This is a genomic window from Peristeroidobacter soli, from assembly GCF_004138485.1.
Lineage (GTDB): Bacteria > Pseudomonadota > Gammaproteobacteria > Steroidobacterales > Steroidobacteraceae > Steroidobacter > Steroidobacter soli.
In genome coordinates this window covers 519,194-540,368 of record NZ_RYEV01000003.1, presented here as the reverse complement: position 1 = coordinate 540,368, position 21,175 = coordinate 519,194, and the positions used below count along the sequence as shown (strand labels likewise).

15 protein-coding genes are annotated in these 21,175 nt (G+C 62.8%); 5 read left to right on the top strand and 10 right to left on the bottom strand.

The genetic code is table 11. From position 1 onward, the window contains the following. Position 1: 1 nt before the first annotated feature. The 9 genes from EKO19_RS11150 to EKO19_RS11110 all read right to left on the bottom strand — a co-directional run bounded on the left by EKO19_RS11150 (position 2) and on the right by EKO19_RS11110 (position 13,262). Complete coding sequence (locus EKO19_RS11150; RefSeq protein WP_129776495.1) at positions 2–1,570, bottom strand: hydantoinase/oxoprolinase N-terminal domain-containing protein; 1,569 nt, start codon at positions 1,568–1,570, stop codon at positions 2–4. 81 nt (positions 1,571–1,651) lie between these two features. Next, positions 1,652–4,312 (bottom strand): LuxR C-terminal-related transcriptional regulator, encoded by a 2,661-nt coding sequence (locus EKO19_RS11145; protein ID WP_129776494.1) that lies wholly within the window; start codon positions 4,310–4,312, stop codon positions 1,652–1,654. A 40-nt stretch (positions 4,313–4,352) separates the two neighbouring features. Next, positions 4,353–6,263 carry a glycoside hydrolase family 127 protein gene (locus tag EKO19_RS11140; RefSeq protein WP_129776493.1) on the bottom strand — a complete coding sequence of 637 codons (1,911 nt, stop codon included), beginning with the start codon at positions 6,261–6,263 and terminating at the stop codon, positions 4,353–4,355. An 86-nt stretch (positions 6,264–6,349) separates the two neighbouring features. After that, positions 6,350–7,861, bottom strand: coding sequence for an arabinosylfuranosidase ArfA (arfA, locus tag EKO19_RS11135; RefSeq protein WP_129776492.1), 1,512 nt, complete (start codon positions 7,859–7,861; stop codon positions 6,350–6,352). A 17-nt stretch (positions 7,862–7,878) separates the two neighbouring features. Continuing rightward, positions 7,879–9,186, bottom strand: a complete 1,308-nt coding sequence (locus tag EKO19_RS11130; RefSeq protein ID WP_129776491.1) for an extracellular solute-binding protein — start codon at positions 9,184–9,186, stop codon at positions 7,879–7,881. After that, positions 9,183–10,031 (bottom strand): carbohydrate ABC transporter permease, encoded by an 849-nt coding sequence (locus EKO19_RS11125; protein ID WP_129776490.1) that lies wholly within the window; start codon positions 10,029–10,031, stop codon positions 9,183–9,185. Before EKO19_RS11125 ends, EKO19_RS11130 begins: the two co-directional genes overlap by 4 nt. Continuing rightward, positions 10,031–10,939 (bottom strand): carbohydrate ABC transporter permease, encoded by a 909-nt coding sequence (locus EKO19_RS11120; RefSeq protein ID WP_407676648.1) that lies wholly within the window; start codon positions 10,937–10,939, stop codon positions 10,031–10,033. Before EKO19_RS11120 ends, EKO19_RS11125 begins: the two co-directional genes overlap by 1 nt. Positions 10,940–11,107: 168 nt before the next feature. After that, positions 11,108–12,214: an ABC transporter ATP-binding protein gene (locus tag EKO19_RS11115; protein WP_129776488.1), complete on the bottom strand. Its 1,107-nt coding sequence runs from the start codon at positions 12,212–12,214 to the stop codon at positions 11,108–11,110. A gap of 31 nt (positions 12,215–12,245) precedes the next feature. Beyond that, entirely contained in the window at positions 12,246–13,262 is a 1,017-nt protein-coding gene (locus EKO19_RS11110) for an arabinan endo-1,5-alpha-L-arabinosidase (RefSeq protein ID WP_407676647.1), read from the bottom strand. Positions 13,263–13,571: 309 nt separating this feature from the next. Here EKO19_RS11110 and EKO19_RS11105 point away from each other — a divergent pair, with 309 nt between their 5' ends. The 5 genes from EKO19_RS11105 to EKO19_RS11085 all read left to right on the top strand — a co-directional run bounded on the left by EKO19_RS11105 (position 13,572) and on the right by EKO19_RS11085 (position 19,663). Beyond that, positions 13,572–14,348 (top strand): FadR/GntR family transcriptional regulator, encoded by a 777-nt coding sequence (locus tag EKO19_RS11105; RefSeq protein ID WP_129776487.1) that lies wholly within the window; start codon positions 13,572–13,574, stop codon positions 14,346–14,348. Between the two features lie 235 nt (positions 14,349–14,583). Continuing rightward, complete coding sequence (locus tag EKO19_RS11100; RefSeq protein ID WP_129776486.1) at positions 14,584–16,164, top strand: aldehyde dehydrogenase (NADP(+)); 1,581 nt, start codon at positions 14,584–14,586, stop codon at positions 16,162–16,164. Further along, positions 16,161–17,153, top strand: coding sequence for an AraD1 family protein (gene araD1, locus EKO19_RS11095; RefSeq protein ID WP_129776485.1), 993 nt, complete (start codon positions 16,161–16,163; stop codon positions 17,151–17,153). The genes EKO19_RS11100 and araD1 overlap by 4 nt, the downstream gene beginning before the upstream one ends. A 3-nt stretch (positions 17,154–17,156) precedes the next feature. Further along, the gene (locus EKO19_RS11090; protein ID WP_129776484.1) at positions 17,157–18,083 is read left to right on the top strand and encodes a Gfo/Idh/MocA family protein; all 927 of its coding nucleotides are present in this window, start codon (positions 17,157–17,159) and stop codon (positions 18,081–18,083) included. 11 nt (positions 18,084–18,094) lie between these two features. Then, positions 18,095–19,663: an alpha-N-arabinofuranosidase gene (locus EKO19_RS11085; RefSeq protein ID WP_129776483.1), complete on the top strand. Its 1,569-nt coding sequence runs from the start codon at positions 18,095–18,097 to the stop codon at positions 19,661–19,663. A gap of 638 nt (positions 19,664–20,301) precedes the next feature. Here EKO19_RS11085 and EKO19_RS11080 read toward each other — a convergent pair. Beyond that, positions 20,302–21,174 (bottom strand): SMP-30/gluconolactonase/LRE family protein, encoded by an 873-nt coding sequence (locus EKO19_RS11080; RefSeq protein WP_129776482.1) that lies wholly within the window; start codon positions 21,172–21,174, stop codon positions 20,302–20,304. Position 21,175: the final 1 nt, after the last annotated feature.

Sequence of the window (21,175 nt, the reverse complement as noted above, 5' to 3'; positions counted from 1 at the left end):
CTCAAACTCCCAGGCCGGCGAGTTCGCCGATGGCTTTGACCCGAACGCGCACCGCCGCTCCTGGCAAGTACTGCAATGGCAATTCCTCTACGTCGGCGATCTGCACAGTTGCGCTGTCTGCGCCAGCAGCGACGGCTTTGTTAGTAGCGTCGGTGCGAGCGCGCTCCAACGCAGCATCGCGCCCCAGCTGCTCATAGGAATAAACCTGATCGACCTCGCCGCTCACCTGCGCGATGGCCGCACCTATGGCGTTGGCGACACCGGCCTGATTCGGAATGATGACTTTCGCCGCGCCTCGCAACGTCGTCGGCGCAAGAATGCTGCCGCCACCGACGAGCACGACCGGCACGGCGGTCGAAGAGGTTTTCATACGATCGATGGCCTCTTCGATCATGACGCCGATCTTCTGCAGCGCTCGCGATACCTGCTCGCGATCGAGATGGTCGACGGCCGCCGGATTGCCCACAGTCGCGATGCCTGCAGCCACCGCGATATCTGTTGCGGTGAGCGTGGAGCCGCCGAAGACCAGGCCTTCGCTGCGCAGCTTGAAGCCGACCGAATCCGGCCCGACGGTGACCGAGGTATCTGCGTGTCGCACGCGACTGCCGCCGCCGAGACCGATCGAGAGCACATCCGGCATGCGAAAGTTGGTACGTACCCCGCCGACATCGACCGCAATCGAGCTCTCGCGCGGCAAGCCTCCGGCAAGCACCCCAACGTCGGTTGTCGTGCCGCCGATATCGACGACGATGCAATCGTCCAACCCGGTGAGAAAGCCGCCGCCGCGAATACTGTTGGTGGGGCCGGATGCAAATGTCAGCACGGGGTACGACGCAGCCACTTGCGGCGGCATCAACGTGCCGTCGTTCTGGCTCACGTAGAGCGGACAATGAATATCCAGCGCGGCGAGCGCCTCGGCGAACGAGCGCACCACGTCGCCCGCCATCGCCGAGAGCGATGCGTTCATGATGGCCGCGTTCTCGCGCTCGATCAGACCGATGCGGCCCAGCTCGTGCGACAGCGTGATCGCGGCGTCAGGAATGACTTCCAGTACGATGTTCCTGGCAAACACCTCCTGCGCTTCGTTCACAGGAGCGAACACCGACGAGATGGCGACGGCCCGTAGACCGGCAGCGCGAATCGCTTGCGCAGCGGCCAGGATTTCGTCGCGCCGGGGCGTGGCGATTTCGCTGCCATCGTAGTTGTAGCCGCCGCGCACGACATACGCCGGACCGGCAACGACTTCAGTCAATCGATCGGGCCAATCGGCGAACGGCGGCAAGCTCGTGGTCGCAGGCGCGGCCAGCCGGATCACGCCCACCTTGGCCAGCGACCGGGCCTGCACGAAAGCATTGGTGAAATGGGTCGTTCCAATCATCACCGCGCCGATGTGCGAGCCCTTGGCCTCGGCCTGACGCAGCACCTCGGTGAGCGCGGTTCGAATACCCGTGCCTACGTCGGCAGTGGTCGGCGATTTGAATGCGGCCCGGACTTCGCGGCCCAGCATGACAACGGCATCCGTATTGGTACCGCCGACATCGATGCCGATGCGTAAAAGAGGTGTTTTCATGCCCGGTCATTAAGAGATCCGGGCCGCGCCGTGACAATGGGAGTGGCGGGTAGGTGCGCGTCGTGACGGCGGGTAGGGTCGTTATGAATGCAGTGCGCGCACCGCTTCGGCGCGCGAGGTGACCCCGAGCTTGGCAAAGACGTTTTTCAGATGGAATTTCACCGTGTTGTCCGAGACCTGCAGCGCCCGCGCGATGGCTTTGTTGGTCAGCCCTTGCGCCAGCAGACGTAGCACCGCCTGCTCGCGCTCGCTGAGCATGGCGCCGTCCGCATCGGCCGCCCGCTGCTGCCAGTCAGCCACGATGGAGCTGATGAACACATCCCGGACGCGAGGCAAGCGCGCCTCGGCATCGGAGATCGTCTGCGCTTGCGCCAATGGCAGGAGTGCCGATCCGAGATCGCGAAACAACTGTCGTTGACCTTCGAACATCGCGAGACTGACGGCGGCATCGAAATCCCGTCGCGCGTTCCAATGCTCATCGAGCGTGTGCAAAGCCAGCGCGCGCACCGCCAATGCCTCGGTATGAACGCGCCAATGACCCGAGGAACGAGTCGCATCGATCAAGGGCGCGAGCAGGACCAATGCCGCCCGCGCTTGCCCTCGCTGCATCTCCAACTGCGCCAGGGCAAGTTGCCGACGGAATCGAACCCGTGGCGACTGACCGAGGGCCAACCGGGAGCGCGTGGCAGCCTCCAACTGCGTGACGATGGGAGTATCGATCTCGCCACCGATCGTGCGCTCGCGCAGTTCCAGAATATCCGCAAATTCCTCCAATCGACCGATGTCGCGCGCTGCCGCCGTTGCACGCACCCTGCTTACAACCGCGAGCGCCGCGTCGAGCCCGCCCTGTCTGCGCGCCATGGCGGCTGCCACGTCATAACTTCGCGCCAGCAACTCGTACCAGCTCTCACCCTGCTCCATTGCGGCCAGCGCCGGAGACAACAATGTCTCGGACTCTTCGACATCGCCCTTCTCATACAACGCGACAGCGAGCATGCAGGCCGCAACGGCTTCAGTTTCTGTGTTCGGGCCCGTGGTATCGCGCGCCAGGTGCCAGGCTTGCCGGAGCAAGGCTTCGGCATCGCGCAGACGCCCGCTTTCCAGCAGCGCACAACTCTGGTGAACGTAAACAAACACCTCGCCGAAAATCGAGCTCTGGCTGCGGTAGTGACGAACGGCATCGTCTCCAACCGCAAGCGCGGTGGACAGATCGCCCGCTTCGAAATACATGGCGCAAAGAATGTTGCCGTACGTCGCGTGCAGCACATGCTGATCTTGCGGTAGCAGTGCGGCCCGTTCCGACAACGCCACGCATTCGCCGAGCGATACCGGAGCATCTTCATAACGAGCGACGCAGGCTTCGATGATCGCGGCATCGTATTCCATCAACGGATCGGGCAGCGCATGCAAGTCGTGACATGACATCTCCCTGCGCGCCTCGGTGACTCTGCCTTGCTTGCCCAGCATCAGAATCGAAGCCAGATGCGAACGAGGAAACTTTCTCAGCACACTGACCGGAATACGGGTGAGTGCGTTGCGCGCCAGACCGATGTTCCCTGTCACGACGAGCCACCAGCCGCCCGCGCGCTCGAACAGTCCGGCGAGTAGTGCTTCATCGCCAGTCGCGATGGCATGACGAACCGCTTCAGCATGCAAGCCTGCGCCGAAGAACCACTCGGCGGCGGCGCGATGCAGCGATATTTCATCCCCCGTGGCGTCGCCGCGCAACTCCGCGAGTGCCGTGTCGCTCAGCAGTCGGTGATAACGCAGCCAGCGCTCACCACCGTCCCAATGGCTGACCAGCAGATCTTTGCGCTCGAGCGCCGCGACGATGGCGTCGACGTTCTCGTCAGGACACAACGCCGCCGCCAGATCGCGGGAGAAGCGATCGACGACACAGGTTCGTCGCAGGAACTCGCGTTGCTCCGGCTCCAGGCTGCGAAGAATCTGGTCAGTGAGATAGCCGCGCAGATCGGCGCCTGGATTGGCCAGCGCCGCCAGCACTCGTTCGGCATCCCAGCCCGCGCCCAACCATTGGCGCACCGTGGCCACGGCGATTGCCCAACCGTCCGCGCCGATCGCGAGACGATTCAATTCTTCGTCGCTCAACGCGGCCACGCCAGGATTGAGCAACCGACGCGTCTCTTCCTCGGTGAAGCGCAACTCGTCGGCGCTGATTTCCAACCGGCTCTCGGCACTTCGAGCCGCCGCATTCGGCAACGCCGGTCGCAAGCGGCCGGCGACCACGAAGCTGATTCGGGTGGCGAGCGTGTCGATGAGCTTCGCCAACGCCACGCCGACCAGGTCCACGCGCGAACGATGGCCGGCGAGACGGTGATAGTCGTCGATGATCACGACCGTGCGGGCGGTCGAACGCTCGATCGCTCCCGTCAACGCGGCGACAATTGAAGTGACCGGAACATCCGGAAACCCGCGCGCCGCCGCCGGACCGAGATGGCCGACCTCGATGCCGCTCGCTTCGAGCGCGGCCGTGAGATAGGCGAGGAATTGCAGCGGCTCGGCATCATCCTCGTCGACAGACAGCCAGGCGACGCGGACGTTTTGATTGCGCAGGCAGCGCGCCCACTCGGCGAGCAGGCTGGTCTTCCCGAACCCCGCCGGCGCGTGGACCAGCGTCAGCCGCGACTTGAGCAATGCAGGCAGCCGCTTGCGCAGGCGATGCCTGGGAATGAGCCGATCCGTCGGCGCGGGAGGTTCGAGCTTGGTGCGGATCAGCCACATGGCGCGGTAAGTAATACCGCAACCACGGGCTTGGCCGCTACTACTCGCTGGCCGCCTGCTTGGCCGGCGTGGTCTTCCAATACACGGTGTAGCGGTCGTAATCGATCTCGTGGAATGGCCGGAGCGTCACTTCCTCGCGAGGTTCGCCGGTCGTCAGCTTGAATGCCAGCGCGGCACCAGGGACGCGACGTAGGCTCGCCGCCAGTTGCTGAGGATCGCCCGCCAGTACCGGCACTTCGATCGATTCAGCTTTGAGATTCGCCTGCTGCTCCTTGGCATACGGCACCGTCGGCCCGGACGGCGCGGGACCGAGATCGCCCGCCAGCACGACCGGCCCATACACAAAAGCGAACTGATCGGTCGACCCATGCAGCGGCTCGGTGCGGACCGCGGTCGGGAAAGTCACCTCAATCACATCGCCCTGCTGCCATTCTCTTTGCACAGTGGCGTAGAACCCCGGCTTCGCATCGACCGCCATCGCCTTGCCATTCAACGTCACCGTGGCCTTGCCCGAGGCCCAAGCCGGCACACGAACTCGCAACGACAGCGGCTCATGCGACGCCTCGATCACCGTCAGCGACGTTCGATTCTCGTTCGGATACAGCGTCTTCTGCCGCAGCTCGAGACCCCGCTCCTTCCAACGCAGCACCGACGGAATGAACAAGTTCACATACAGAGCATCGGCTGTGTGGAAATAAATCGCCGCACCGTACTTGCTGTGATTCTCCATGCCGCTGCCGACGCAGCACCAGAATGAATCGTGCGGCGTGCTGTACGTCTTGAAGTGTCCCGGTTTGAGCGACATGAAATACGTGAACATGCCCTGCTTCGGTTCCTGTGAAGCAAGGATGTGGTTGTACAGCGCGCGTTCCTCGAAGTCGGCGTACTCGACCTGCGGCTGCCAACCGAATAACCGCTCCGTCAGTCTGAGCATGTTGTAGGTGTTGCAGGTTTCCGCGGTCGCCGCGCTCAGATGCTCGGCTGCGGAGTTCGGCGAGAAGAAGAACTCCCCGTCGCTGTTGCCGCCAATCGCCCATGAATGGTTGTGGACGACGGTCTTCCAGAAGTTCTCTGCAATCGGCCGGCCTTCCGACTGGTTCGCCACTTCATAGCCGCGCGCAGCCCCGATGACTTTTGGGATCTGCGTGTTCGCATGCTTGCCGGGCAGCTCGTCTCGGCCCGCCAACAACGGCTCGAGAATGACTCGATGCTCGAAACGCTGCGCGGTTTTCAGATAACGATCGTCCTGAGTCAGTCCATAGATATCGAACAGCACTTCGCGCATGCCACCATGCTCGACCTGCAACATCGTTTGCTGTTGCTGCGGCGTCAGGCGGGAGGTGATGTCGTCGACCCAATTCGCCAGTTTCAAGGTCACGTCTTTCGCTTGCGCACTCTCGCCGAGCGTCCATGCGTCCCGCAAACCGGCAAGCACCTTGTGCTGCGTGTACCAAGGCACCCACGCGCCCTCCTTGAAGGTAAACGCATCCTTGATCTCGACCCTGCCCTGCTTGAAGCCGCGCATGGTCTTCAGCTCCAGCTCCGGAAGCGCGCCGATATAGCCATCGCCGTAAGCTCGCTGCGCCTCGGCCATCTCGCTGATGATGTAGTCGAGCCGCTTTTTGAAACGCGGATCGTGAGTCGACGCGTACTGCTGTGACAGAGCCGTCAGATAGTGTCCAAGCGTGTGGCCGGCGATGCCTTGCGATTCCCAGCCGCCATACAACTCGCCCTTCGGCTTCAGCCCAGCGTACTTGCGCGTGTTATGCAGCAGGCGATCCGCATCGAGACTGAGCAGATACCCGGCGTTGCGTTCCATCGCTTGCTTGAACGGACTGTCGAGCAATTCGACGTCGCCCAGACCGAAGGTCTGGACCGCCGGTGTTGCGGCGTCGACCGCCAGGCTCGCCATGAGCAGCGTTCCCAACCCTATAAATCGCAGCATCTGCATGAGAGCTCCCTACTGAACGGCCTTGGCCACTCTCGACTGATCGAGCGTCGAAAGGGCTCTGCCACTGTCGACGACACAAGGATTCCTTACGCTGGCGTGGTGACGATGACGTTCCAGGACAACGGCTTCAACTTCGCGCTGACCACACCCTTGTTGATGGAAATATCGCTGCGTTCCTTCGGCGCGACCGCATTCGGCGCAGACTTGCTGTTCACGGCCTTGATGTCGCTGTGATGCAGCTCGCTGGCAATCGACACCTTGCGGCCTTCGCCCAGGCCACGCAGCTCCACATCCAGCTGCATCTCTTCGGTCGCGCTCCGATTCAGCGCGAGGATGGTGACCGCGCCAGTCGCCTCGTCGTGAATCACACTCGACAACAGCAACGACGCGTTCGGATGCGTCTTGGTCGAGAACGTTTCCGACTGCACCTTGGCACGCAACACCTGGCCACGCGCGTGACGCGAAGCCTGTGCGAACGGATGGAAAATCGTCTGACGCCACGCCGCGCCGCCAGTCTCGGTCATGATCGGACCGATGACGTTGACGAGCTGCGCGATGCAGGCCGCTTTGACCCGATCCGCGTTGTTGATCATGGTGATCAGCGCACCACCGACCACGAGCGCGTCTTCGAAGTTGTAGATCTCTTCGATCAGCGGCGGCGCCTTCGGCCAGCCGGGCTTGCGCAGGTCGGAGGGCGAGTGGGCCTTGTACCAGACATTCCACTCGTCCAGCGACAGCATGATGCGCTTCGGCGAGCGACGCTTCGCCGCCACCGCGTCGGCGATCGCGGCGACTTCTTTGATGAAGGCGTCCAGGTCTTCGATGACGGTGAAGAAGTCCTCGATGTCGTTGCTGTCGTTGCGGAAGTACGCGTGCAATGAAATGAAGTCCACGTCGTTGAAGCAGTGGTCGAGCACCTCGTATTCCCAGGACGCGTAAGTCGGCATCGCACGCTGCGACGAACCGCACGCAGCGAGCTGCAGATCGCCGTCGACCCAGCGCATGACCTTTGCGGTCTCCTTGGCGACGCGGCCGTATTCTTGCGCGGTCTTCTGACAGATCTGCCACGGCCCATCCATCTCATTGCCCAGGCACCAGAACTTGATGCCATGAGGCTTTTCGTAACCGTGCTCACGACGCAGATCCGAGTAGTACGTGCCGCCGGGGTGATTGCAGTACTCGAGCAGATGACGTGCCTCATCCGGGCCACGCGTGCCCAGGTTCACTGCGAACATCGGCTCGACATTGGCCGTGCGACACCAGGTGATGAATTCATTCGTGCCGAACTCGTTGGTCTCGGTCGAGCCCCACGCGAGATCCAGACGCGTCGGGCGCTTGTCCTTCGGACCGACGCCGTCTTCCCAGTTGTAGCCGGACAGGAAGTTGCCGCCGGGATAACGAACGATGGTGGGGCCGAGCTCGCGCGTCAGCTCCAGCACGTCCTGACGGAAACCGTCCTTGTTGGCGGTCGGATGACCGGGCTCGTAAATGCCGCCGTAGACACAGCGCCCCATGTGCTCGACGAAGGTGCCGAACACCCGGCGATCCAGTTCGGAGATGACGAAATCGCGGTCGACGACGATGCGTGAAGTGAGCATGACGATGATCCAATGCGCTAAAGAAGATGAAACAGCAGATCGTTGACGCGATGCTCGGCATCCGCGAGCGCGGCGTCGACGGTTTTGTGGCCGGTAATGGCAGCCGCCATTTCCTCGCCAATGATGTCTTGCACGGGAAACTGTCGTTGCACAGCCGATGGCAGCGGCATGCCCGTCGTGGCGATCTTCGCGATCTCGCTGCGATGAGGCAGCGCGTTGAAGCGCTCGCTCTCGATCACCGCTTTGTACGCCGGGAGATGTCCCGTTCTGGACCACTCGAAGTCGTGATCGGCAAGAAACTTCAGCAAGCGAAACACCGCGTCACGCTGCCGAGGCGTGCGATCTCTCACTGGCATCACCCAGGCGTGCCCATCGATGAACGTCGCGTCGCGCGCGTAGAGCTGCGGCCACGGCATGACCGCATAGCCATTCGTCAACGGCCTGCCCGCCTTGCGCGACTCCGCATCGAAGTCGCCGATCATCCAGGTGCCGACCAGATACACGCCGCCGGCGCCATTGATGAATCCATTGGTGGCGGCCGCGTAGTCTTGATTCTTGGTGGTAAGGTCTTCGACATAGAGCTGCCGGAACATAGCGACGACCTGCTTCGTCTCCGGCGACTGCAGCTTCACTTGCTGCGGATCGGCGAAGAAGTCGACGCTCTGCTGCATCAACAGCGTGTAGAGATTGCGAGTGTATGCGGCCCGCTCGTTCGCCAGCGCCTGTACGAAATAGGGTTTGCCGGTGGCTTGCTTGAACTGCCGGGCGTGCGCCAGCAACTCTTCGGGACTGCGCGGCAGGATCGGCTTGCCATCCTTCACGAGGCCGGCCTGCCGGAAATAGTTCATATTGATGTGCCAGAGCGGCGCCCAGTTGTCGATGGGCAGCCCGTAAATCTGACCCTGCTTGCTGACGCTCACCAGACTCGCCGCGGTGAAGCCGTTCGGATCCACACCGACGGCGCGTAGATCTTTATCCAGCGGCTCGAGCAACTTCCTCGATTGATAATCCGAGATCGCCGACAGGTGCATCGTGACCAGATCCGGTGGATCTCCCGACGCCAGCTGCGCGGCCAGCTGGTTATATCCAGGCCACGCCACCGGACTCACGCGTACCTTCACATCGGGATTCTCGGCGCTGAACCTGTTGATCAGCGTCGTCATGATCCCGCACTCGCCCTCCGCGTTCTCGACGTCGGTGCGATTGCCGTACTCGGCTTTGCACGTGCCGAAGAACCGCTGTACGACGATCTCGTTCGGCGCCTGACGCACGCCGCAACTCGCGAGTGCGACGCAGCTCAGTAATGTCGCCAGCAAGTGCCTCATGCCGCCGCTCCGGACACTGCGCGCACGATGTACTTCTGAAAGAACATATAAACGATCAGGATGGGCAGCCCTGCGAACACCGCCTGCGCCATCAAGTAGCCGAGACCGGCCGACTCCGCGAAGTTCATCTGCGTCGACGCGATGCCGACGGTCAGCGTGTACATCTGCTCATTGGTGCCCGACACCAGCGGCCACCAGTAGTCATTCCACGCGTGCAGGAACGTGAAAATGCCGAGCGTCGCCTGCGCCGGCAGCGTCATGGGCAACAGCACGCGCCAGAAGATTTTGAAGCGCGACGCGTTGTCGAGCATCGCCGCCTCATCGACTTCGGTGGGAATGGCCTTGAAGTACTGAGTCATCAGGAACACGCCGAACGGCGCCGACATGCCGGGCAACATCAAGCCTGCATAGGTGTTGTGCAGGTTGAGATCGCTGAATAACTGATGGCGTACCAGGATCACCGCCTGCTCGGGAATCGCCAGCCCGAACAGCACCAGTACGAAAATCACATTGCGCCCCGGGAATTCGAGCCTCGCAAAGCCGTACCCGGCCAGGGACGACAGCGCGAGCACGCCCAGGCTCATACCCACCGACACGATGATGCTGTTGAGCAGCCATCGAAACACGCCGGAGCCAATCAGGATGTCGTAGTAGTTACGGAGCGTCCACGGCGCTTTCAGCACTGAGTTGGTATCGACCAGCAGTTCGGCATTGGTCTTCAGCGACAAGCCGACGGCCCACAGCATCGGCAGGACCATCACGATGGCGAGCGCAATCGTTGCCGCGAGAATCACTCGATCGCCCAAGCCGCGACCGACGGCGCCCGATGACAGCTGCGTCGTCATCAGAACGCCTCCTTACGTCGCGCGACGAAGTACTGCGCCATCGCGGCGATCGCAATGAGACCGAACAGAATCTGACCCGCCGCCACTGCGTAGCCAACGTCCCAGCGAGTGAAGCCCACTTCGAAGATGAACAGCACCAGCGGCCGTGACGCGTTGTTCGGCCCGCCTTGGGTCATCAGATACGCCTGACCGAACAGCTGAAACTGCAGCACCACTTCGATGATGATCACGAGCGCGAACGTGCGTCGGATCGATGGCAGCGTGACGCTCCAGAGCGTCTTCCATCGACCGGCGTTGTCGAGTGCCGCCGCTTCATACAACTCACGCGGCACCTGCTGGAGCGCCGCCAGGAACAACATCATCGGCAGCCCGATGCACCACCAGATGGTCGTGATGGCGATGGCCGGTAACGCAAGGTCGGCGTTGCTCAGGAACGCGACGGGCTGCTTGCCGAATGCTTCGAACAGGTTCGCGAGGAAGCCGCCGTCGGGGGCGAATACCACTTTCCACAACAGCGTCACGATCGTCACCGACAGCACCGACGATGAGAAGAACACGCCGCGCAGGAAGGCGGCCGTTGGTGTCGTTCGATTCAGTGCCAGGGCGAGGCCAAGCCCGATGATCGCGAGCGCCGGCACGGTCAGCAGAATGAAATAGAACGTGTTGCCGACGGCGCCGATGAAGACCTTGTCGTTGGACAGGCGGACGAAGTTCTCGAAGCCCACGAAGCGGCTGCCGCCGAAGAAGTCGGCCTTGTGCAGGCTCAGCCAGAAGCCGGCGAAGAGCGGATACACCAGCAAGGTCACATACAGGAACAGGAACGGCGCCACGTACAGCAGGTGACTCCAGCGACTCTGCTGCGCGCCCGCCCGCGCTGGCTGAGCGCGCGCTCGGCCGAGATCACTCAATTGGCCCGCAGCGGCGCTCACATTCGGCTCCCGCGCAACGTCGCGTAATGGACGCGCCCCTGACCGAGTTCGCCCACTAGTTCGGCCGCGGTGCTCACGTTCGGCTCCCGTGCAACGTCACTTGATGAACGCGCATCTGCTTGATTCCGCCCAGCTGGCCGGCGGTGCTCATGTCGAGTTCCCCTCCAGCACGGCGTGATGACCCCGCTCCTGATCATCGAACAAGTGCGCCCCACCGCCATCGAACTTCACGCCGACCTTGTCGTTGATCGCCACCCGACTGTTGCCCGCGTCCTCGGCCACGACTGTCGTGCCATCGGACAAGCGCACGTACACGAGCGTTCGATCTCCCAAGCGTTCGACGAACTGCGCGACGCCCGCCGTCTGGCCCTGCCCCACGGGGCAGATATCCAACGACTCCGCCCGAATACCCAGCTTGAACGACCTGGACTCGGGCAACGACGCCTTATCAATACGCGTGGCCACGATCGCGCCATCCGGCAACCGCGCCGACACAAACCCATTCGGCCCATCACTCAGCTCGACCGGCGAGAAGTTCATCGCCGGCGTACCGACGAAGCTCGCGACAAACGTGGTCGCGGGCCGCGAGTAGATCTCCATCGGCGTGCCGATCTGCTCGATCTTGCGGTTGTTCATCACGACGATACGATGTGCGAGCGTCATCGCCTCGACCTGATCGTGCGTAACAAAGATCATCGCCGCCTCGACGCGCTGATGAAGCTGCGCAATCTCCAGGCGCGTGCGCACTCTGAGCGCGGCGTCGAGATTTGACAGCGGCTCATCGAACAGGAACAACTGCGGCTCTTTGACGATGGCGCGACCGATCGCGACCCGCTGCCTCTGTCCGCCCGAGATCTGCCCCGGCTTCCGCTCCAGCAGATGCGCAATCTCCAGCATCTTCGCGGCAGCATCGACCCGCTTGTCGATCTCAGCCTCGGGCAGCTTCACGTTGCGCAGCCCGAACGACATGTTCTCGCGCACCGTCATGTGGGGATAAAGCGCGTAGTGCTGGAACACCATCGCAACCCGTCGCTCGCCCGGCGCCAGCTGATCGACGCGCCGGTCACCAATCCAGATCTCGCCGGCGTCGACGGACTCCAGGCCCGCGATCATGCGCAGGAGCGTCGACTTGCCGCAGCCCGAGGGCCCGAGAAACACCATGAACTCACGCGGCCGAATGCTCAGCGACACGTTGTCGATGACCGTGACAGAGCCGAAGGTCTTGGTGACGTTTTTGAGCTCGATGCCGGGCATGAATTTGAAGTGACTAATGACTGGTGACTGATCAGAGCACCGTGGGCCAACCGTCGGCGGTCCACTCGATGGGCGCGATGCGCAGCGTCGGCCGGCCGTCATGCTCGGCGTCGTAGGCGTGATAGACGAGATAGTCGCGCTCGCCGTCGCGCAGAACCGCCTGATGACCTGGCCCGCGAAAGCGACGATTGCCTTGAAGCACCACGGTCCCGTAACCCTCCATCTGTGACTTGCCATCGCGCCCCACATACGGACCGGTCACCTCGCGCGAGCGACCGACGACGATGTAATAGGAACTGGCCGCGCCTCGGCAGCAGTAATCGAACGACGAGAACAGATAGTAGTAGCCGTTACGTTCGATCATGAACGGCGCTTCGATCGCACCCGGCGCTTCCTCGGGCGCAGGGCGCCGCGCGAGGGAATATTTGCGCTGATCGTTGGGAAACAGCTTGCCGGTCCGCGGATCGAGCGGAAACAACTTGATGCCGCTCCAGAAACTGCCGAGACACAGCCAATGCTTGCCGTCGCGATCGATCAGATGATTCGAGTCGATGGCATTGAAGTCGTCGCCGCGCGAGGACTGCACGACCAGGCCGCGATCCTGCCACTTGAAGTCTTTCGATGAGCGATCCAACGTCCTGTTGGTCACCAGCCCGATCACCGAATGATTCGAGCCGAAGGTGGAGCACGAGTAGTAGAGGTGATACAGCCCGTTGAAGTACGCGATGTCGGGCGCCCAGGTGCCGCGAGTACCGGGCACCGCCTGCTGTGCCCATTTCGGGATCTCATCGAACACGCGACCGTTGAGCGTCCAGTTCACCAGATCCTTGGACGTGCGCCAGGGAAGCAACCCGGTGGGATCATGGGCCTGCCCGGTGCTGAACACATGATAGGTATCGCCTTGCTTGATGATGCAAGGGTCGTGGACCGGCGAAAGGTCGCCCGCGAGTCGATCATTGAGCGAGGCCGGACTCTGACTGTCGGTACGAGCCAAAGCGCTGGCGGAGAGCCCCAGCGCCGAGCCCATGTACAGCGATGCGCGGAGCAGGTCGCGCCTGTGGACACTCACATTCCGCACGTGAGCCTCGACCGGCCGTCGCAGCTGTGCATATCTCCCCCAAAAATCATGGCTGCCTGAATTCATATAACTCAGACAATTTATGGTAACGACTTTCGATTTGTCAGGCAAATCGTCCGGGCCATTTTGCAGAGCCGCTGGCGCCGGACGCAATCGCCGCCGGTCGGCGCCGCATTTCAGTGCGATCTGCAGCGAAATCCGCGTGCGGCGTGCGTAAACTACCGGCGCATGACGCAGAGGCAGGGCCGTGGCCCGCCGGCGTGTCGAGGGAAATCATCGATGTCGAGCAAAAAATCCGCGGCAGCGAGGGCTAATGCACGGGCGCGACGCAAGTCGCTGCGACTGCATGGAACCATCGCGCGTGACCTGGGGGTGTTGATCGTGTCGGGGCGCTACAAGCCCGGCGACATCCTCAATGGCGAGATCGATGCGAGCGATCGGCTGCAGGTCTCGCGCACCGCCTATCGGGAAGCGGTCCGTATTCTGGCCGCGAAGGGTCTGGTGGAGTCGCGCCCCAAGGTGGGCACGCGCGTCAGCCCGCAGGCCCGCTGGCACATGCTCGATCCCGATGTGCTGTCGTGGATTTTCGAGTTCGAGCCGGACGACACCCTGCTCGCCAACCTGTTCGAGCTGCGCAAGATCGTCGAGCCCGAAGCCGCCGCGCTGGCCGCCCTGCGCCGGAGCGATGAAGAGCTCGAAGCGATGGAGAAGGCGCTCGAAGGCATGGCGACGCACACGCTGGCCAGCGAGGCGGGCCGTCTCGCCGACCAGGAATTCCACTCGGCGATGCTCCGCGCGAGCGGCAACGCCTTCATCGTGTCGCTGACTAGCGGCGTCGGTGCCGCGGTCTCATGGACCACTATCTTCAAGCAGCGCCACAACCCTCTGCGCCGTGACCCGATCCCGGATCACCAGAAAGTGTACGAGGCCGTCAAAGCCTCCGACCCGAAGGCCGCGCATGCGGCGATGTTGAACCTGGTCGAACTGGCGCAGCTCGACACGGTCAACTCGCGCAAACCCAAGCCCGCCAAGACTGCAACTTCGGCCCGAGGCTGAAGTCCCCCTGTCTCTTCCCGGGGCGGCCTGAAAAGGCTGCCCCGCCGATGGATTTTGCGTCCGCGCCCCCCACCTTTCATTGCGCGGTCTTGTTGATGCAGCCCTCGGATGTCTTAATGCCGCAGGCGTTGTTAACGCTACCTCACCCCCGGGGTGCCCGTGCCGATTGCCGGCCAGGGCGCAACTGGGATAATGTCTGAGTAAATCGACGGAACAAGTTTAGGCGGAGAACCCCATGCCCCTGACCGGTCAGCTATTCATCGGTCGCGAACGCGTCGCGACCGCTCAAACCTTTCGCGCGGCCAACCCCACCACCGCCTCATTGATCGACCCGCCCTTCAGCTCGGCCGGCAGCGCCGAGGTGGAGCGCGCCTGCCAATTGGCCAGCGAAGCTTTCGATCAGTACCGCGCGCTCGATAACGAAACGCGCGCGAAGTTTCTGGAGACCATAGGCGAACGCATCATGGCGTTGGGCGATGAGCTGCTCGAGCGCGCCAATGCCGAGTCCGGTCTGCCGCTCGCGCGTCTGACGGGTGAGCGCGGGCGCACTGTGGGTCAGCTGCGTCTGTTCGCGGATGAGTTGCGCAAAGGCGGTTGGCAGGGCGTGCGTATCGATCCGGCGATGCCCGATCGCAAGCCGTTGCCGCGCGCGGATCTGCGTCAGCGCAAAGTGCCGCTCGGCCCGGTCGTTGTATTCGGCGCCAGCAACTTCCCGCTCGCCTTCTCCGTCGCGGGCGGCGACACCGCTTCCGCGCTCGCGGCCGGCTGTCCGGTCATCGTCAAAGGTCATTCGGCGCATCCGGGCACGAGCGAGTTGGTTGCACAAGCCATCAGCGAAGCCGTCGCTCAGTGCGGTCTGCATCCGGGCGTGTTCTCGCTATTGAATGGTGACAAGCGCGAATTGGGCGCGTCGCTGGTCGCCGATCCGCGCGTCAAAGCGGTTGGCTTCACCGGCTCGCGCGGTGGTGGCGTGGCGTTGATGAAGATTGCCGCGGCTCGCCCCGAACCGATTCCTGTCTACGCTGAAATGAGCAGCGTGAATCCTGTGCTGTTGTTGCCCGGTGCGCTCGCCGCTCGCGCTGAAGCGCTCGGCAAGGAATTCGTCGCATCGCTCACGCTCGGCTCCGGTCAGTTCTGCACGAACCCCGGCCTGGTGTTCGCACTCGAAGGCCCGCACGTCGATACATTCATCGCCTCGGCGGCCGCCGCCCTTGGCGGCGCGGCGCCTCAGGTCATGCTGACCGCAGGAATTTACGATGCGTTCCAGAAGGGTGTGGATCGTCTCGCCACCAACAAGTCGGTGAAGACAATTGCTCGCGGCTCTGACACCGCCGGCGCGAATTGCGGCCGTGGCGCCCTGTTCTCCGTCAATGCGAGCGCGCTGACTCATCAGATCGCCGAGGAAGTGTTCGGCGCGTCGTCGGTCATCGTCCGTTGCGCCAATGAAGCAGAGCTGATCGATGCGTTGGAAAAACTGGAAGGCCAGCTCACGGCCACACTGCATGTCACTGAAGAAGACTATGCGCTGGCGCTCGCCGTGATGCCGACGCTGGAACGCAAGGTGGGCCGCATTCTCGCGAACGGCTGGCCGACCGGTGTCGAAGTGTCGCACGCCATGGTTCACGGCGGCCCGTACCCGTCGACCTCCGATGGCCGCACGACGTCGGTGGGCACACTCGCCATCGAACGTTTCCTGCGTCCGGTGTGCTACCAGGATATTCCCGATGCACTGTTGCCTTCGGTCCTGAAGCGCGGCGCGCAATCGTCCACGCCGCATCGACTCGACGGCGTCTATTCGACCGGGACTAACAAATGAGTTTGCGTTTGATACAGGTGCGCGCTGCCGACGGGCAGCGCGGCGTGGCCGCCATCGACGACAGTGGCGTCGCTCGTAAAGTGAAAGATTGCACCAGCACTTATCAGCTGGCGCAAACCGCGCTGAACGGCGGCACCTCGCTGGAAAAATGCGTGGCCGCGCGGCTCTCCGACGAACGGCTCGATCTGCAGGAGCTGCAGACCTGGAATCGTCTGCTCGCTCCGATCGATCATCCGGACGTCGCTCACCTGTATCTCACCGGCACCGGCCTTACGCATCTCGGCTCGGCCGAAGGTCGCGACAAGATGCACAAGGCCGCGGCCGGCGGCACGCTCACCGACTCGATGCGCATGTTCAACCTGGGCCTGGAAGGCGGCAAACCCGCCGCCGGCCAGGTCGGCGTGCAGCCCGAATGGTTCTACAAGGGCGACGGCTCTTGCGTGGTCGGCACGGGCGACGCCCTGCCCTCGCCGGACTTCGCACTCGACGGCAGCGAAGAACCGGAGATCGCCGGCATCTATCTCATCGACGCCGCGGGCAATCCGCGTCGCATCGGTTTCTGTCTGGCCAACGAGTTCTCGGATCACATCACCGAGCGTGGCAATTACTTGTGGCTGGCGCATTCCAAACTGCGCCATGCCGCGTTGGGCGCGGAACTGCTGGTCGGCGAGTTGCCAGCAGACGTGCGTGGCATGAGCCGCGTGCTTCGCGATGGCAAGACGCTGTGGGAGAAGCCGTTCCTGACCGGCGAAGCCAACATGTCGCACACCCTCGCGAATCTCGAACATCATCATTTCAAATATCGGTTGTTCCGTCGGCCCGGCGACGTGCACGTGCATTTCTTCGGCACGGCGACGCTGTCGTTCTCCGAAGGCATCCAGACCAAAGAAGGCGATGTGTTCGAGATCGAAGCGCCACCGTTCCGTCTGCCGCTGCGCAATCCCCTGAAGCGCAGCGAATCTCCCACCGTGGCGGTCAAGGCGCTGTAACCCATGAGCCCGATCAAACTCGCCATCGTCGGCCTGGGCAAGATCGCGCGCGATCAACACCTGCCTTCGCTCGCGGCCAATCCGAACTATCATCTGGTCGCGGTCGCGAGTCCGCACAACAAGCTCGATGGCACGCCGAGCTATCCGAACATCGAGACCCTGCTGCGCGAGCAGCCGGAGATCGAAGCGGTGTCGTTGTGCTGCACGCCGCAGGTTCGTTACGAGATCGCGCGGTATGCGTTGGAGCAGAACAAACATGTGATGCTGGAGAAGCCACCGGGCGCGACGCTGAATGAAGTCGCAGGCCTCGTCGATATGGCTCAGCAGCGGCAGCTGGCGTTGTTTGCTACCTGGCATTCACGCGAAGCCGCCGCCGTCGAGCCGGCGCGCGAATGGCTTGCGGGTCGGAAGATTCGCAACGTGCAGGTGACCTGGAAAGAAGACGTGCGCGTGTGGCACCCGGGCCAGGCCTGGATCTGGAAAGCCGGCGGCCTCGGTGTGTTCGATCCCGGCATCAACGCGCTGTCTATCATCACCCGCATCCTGCCGCAGCCGCTGGTGTTGAAGGACGCCGAGCTGCACTTCCCCTCGAATTGCGAGACGCCCATCGCCGCCGAGCTGACCTTGCAAGGTCCCGGCGGCCTGCCGGTGCGAGCGGAATTCGATTTCCGCCAGACCGGACCGCAGAGCTGGGACATCGACATCGAGACCGACGACGGCCGCCTGCTGCTTTCCAAAGGCGGCTCGGTCATGCACGTCGACGGCAAACAAACGGTCTCCGCGCCGGATCGCGAGTACGCGAATCTGTACGCGCGTTTCGCCCCGCTGGTTCGCGAGCGTCGACTGGACGTCGACCTCGCCGCCTTCCGCCTGGTCGCCGATGCCTTCATGGCCGGCCGGCGCTCCGTCGTCGATCCCTTCATCGAATAGAGGACAACAAGATGCCGATTCTTCAGGGGGCCCTCCGCCTGACCGCCGCGCTCGGTCTGGCGACGCTCGGATTTGCTTCTCTTTCCGTTTACGCGGCCGAATCCGTCGCGGTCTCGGTGACCATCCAGGCCGACAAGCCGGGCGCCAAAATCGATCGCAATCTCTACGGCCAGTTCGCGGAGCATCTGGGCCATGGCATCTATGAGGGAATCTGGGTCGGCGAGAATTCCTCGATTCCCAACACGCGCGGTTATCGAAACGATGTGGTCGCGGCGCTGAAGAAATTGAAAGTGCCGGTGGTGCGCTGGCCCGGCGGCTGCTTCGCCGACGAGTATCACTGGCGCGAAGGCATCGGCCCGCGCGACCGGCGGCCGGTGAAAGTGAATACGCATTGGGGCGCGGTGGAAGAACCGAACTCTTTCGGCACCCATGAGTTTCTGGACTTCGCCGAGCTGATTGGTGCCGACGCCTATGTGTCGGGCAATGTGGGCTCGGGTTCGCCACAGGAAATGGCGGAGTGGGTTGAGTACATCACGTCCGATACCAAATCGACGCTCGCTGAAATGCGTCGTGCCAATGGTCGTGAGAAGCCGTGGAAGTTGCCGTACTTCGGCGTGGGCAACGAGACGTGGGGCTGCGGCGGCAACATGCGGCCGGAATATTTCGCGGACCTGTACAAACAGTTCGCGACGTTCGTGAAAGGCCCGCGTGACAACCGGCCGTTGAAGATCGCCAGCGGCGCAAATGTGGCTGACTATCACTGGACGGAAGTGATGTTGTCGCAGGCGGCGAAGCACATGGATGCGTACTCGCTGCACTATTACACGTTCCCCGGTCGCTGGGAGAACAAGGGTCCGTCGATTGGCTTTACCGAAGATGCGTGGGCGTCGACGCTGAACCATGCGGTGCGCATGGAGGAGCTGGTGTCGAAGCACTCTTCGATCATGGACAAGCACGACCCGGATAAGAAGGTCGCCCTGTACGTCGATGAGTGGGGTACCTGGTATGACCCGGAGGCGGGGCGCAACCCGGGTTTCCTGTATCAGCAGAACACGCTGCGTGATGCGTTGGTCGCGTCGCTGACGCTCGATATTTTTCATCGTCACGCGGATCGAGTGAAGATGGCGAACATCGCGCAGATGGTGAATGTGCTGCAGGCGATGATCCTCACCGATAAGGAGAAGATGACGCTCACGCCAACGTATCACGTGTTCGAAATGTATATCCCGTTCCAGGGCGCGACTTCTTTGCCAGCCGAGGTTCAGTCGCCGACTTATTCGCGTGGCGAGTGGTCGTTGCCGCAGGTATCGGTGTCGGCGGCGCGTGACGCCGCGGGCAAGCTGCAGATTGCATTTACGAACGTCGACCCGAACAAGGGTGCTGCTGTGTCGGCGAAGATCAGTGGCGTGAATTTCAAGGCGGCCTCTGGCCGCATCCTCACTGCCTCGACGCTCGATGCGCGGAATACGTTCGATAAGCCGGAGGCGGTGAAGCCGGCTCCCTTCAAGGCTGCAAAGAAAGGAAATGAGTTGCGCGTGGAGCTACCGCCGAAATCGGTGGTGGTTGTCGCGGTCGAGTAAGAGGCGGAGTCGGAAGCGGAGTCGGATTCAGAGCGGCGGTGGGCTGGCGTCGCCGGGGTGGGGGATCTCCTCCCCGGCACCGCGACACACGCCTGCGCACGCTTCGCTCCCGCTGTCGCGGGCGCCCTGCTGCACATCCTTGTGGCTGCTATAGGACCGCCGTCCCTGGACGGATCCAATTGCCGGGGAGGAGATCCCCCACCCCGGCGCCGCCCGAGGCGTCAACTGCGTTTTTGCGCGTGACGCTCTTCCGACCGCTGACCATCACAGCGAAATAGAGATTGATCGTTGTCGAACCGGCGTTGCGGCCGCAACGACAGTGCGACAAGGAGCAAACGCGAAGGCACTGTGAGGGTTGCAGGGTCGGAGCAGAGTCACGCGCGAATGCGCTGTGACATCACGGCGGCGTCGGGAGTGACCTACCTCGTCCCGGCAGCTTTGCGGCACAGGGACGGGGCCGCAACAGCGGGGCTCACCATGGACGTGCGCTAAGGAGCGCACTGCGCGACGGGCGGCGCCCGGTGCCGGGACGAGGTAGGTCACTCCCGGCGACGCAGACCACTGAGGCCTCTGACAGCAACGGCCAAAGTAGACAGCCCCCTGCGACGCAGACCACCGCGCCCTCCGATCAGAAACCCTCACCCAGCAAACAAACCCGGCGCCACCCCACGAACTCCACCAGCGTCAACTTCAAACAACGAACCCGCAAACGTTTCCTTACTCCGATCCAATCCCTTGGCCGCCGAAGTAACAAACATCCTATCCAGCGACGGCCCAGCAAAAGCAACGCTAGTAATCTGCGGTGCCGGCAACAGAATCTCCCGATCCAGCGTCGCATCCGGCGACCAACGGCTGATCCTCGACCCGCCCCAATGGGCGATCCAGATAAACCCGTCCGCATCCACCGTCATCCCATCCGGCGATCCCATCTCGGCAGTGAACTTCAGCCACACCCGCTTGTTGCTGAGCTCCCCTTCCGGCGACAGATCGAATCGATACACCGTCCCTCGCCCCGAATCGGTGTGATACATGAACTCCTGACCGAGGCTGAACGTCGGACCGTTCGTCACCTTGTAGCCCTCGTCCACCCGACGAACGCTCATGTCCGGTCGCAAGCAATACAGCGACCCCGTCGCCTCCACGATCGCCGCATCCATGGTCCCCGCCCAAATGCGGCCGTGCCGATCCACCTTCGCATCGTTCAATCGATTGCCCGGATAGTGCGGCTCCGGATCGACGATCTGGCGAAGTGCGAACGGCTCGAGATCCAGCTCGAAAAAGCCACTCTGCAGCCCGGCGATGAAGCCCGGTCGATCGCGACGCTCCGCCACCCACCCGATCCGCTCCGGCAGCGTCCAGCGCTTCACGGCGCCATCGGCAAGCGAGTAGCGATAGAGAAAGTGCGAAAGGATGTCGACCCAGAAGATGGCGTTGTGCCTGGCCGACCACACCGGCCCCTCGCCCAGTTCATCCCGCTCCTCGCGTGCGATGACTCGCCATGCTTCCGCCATG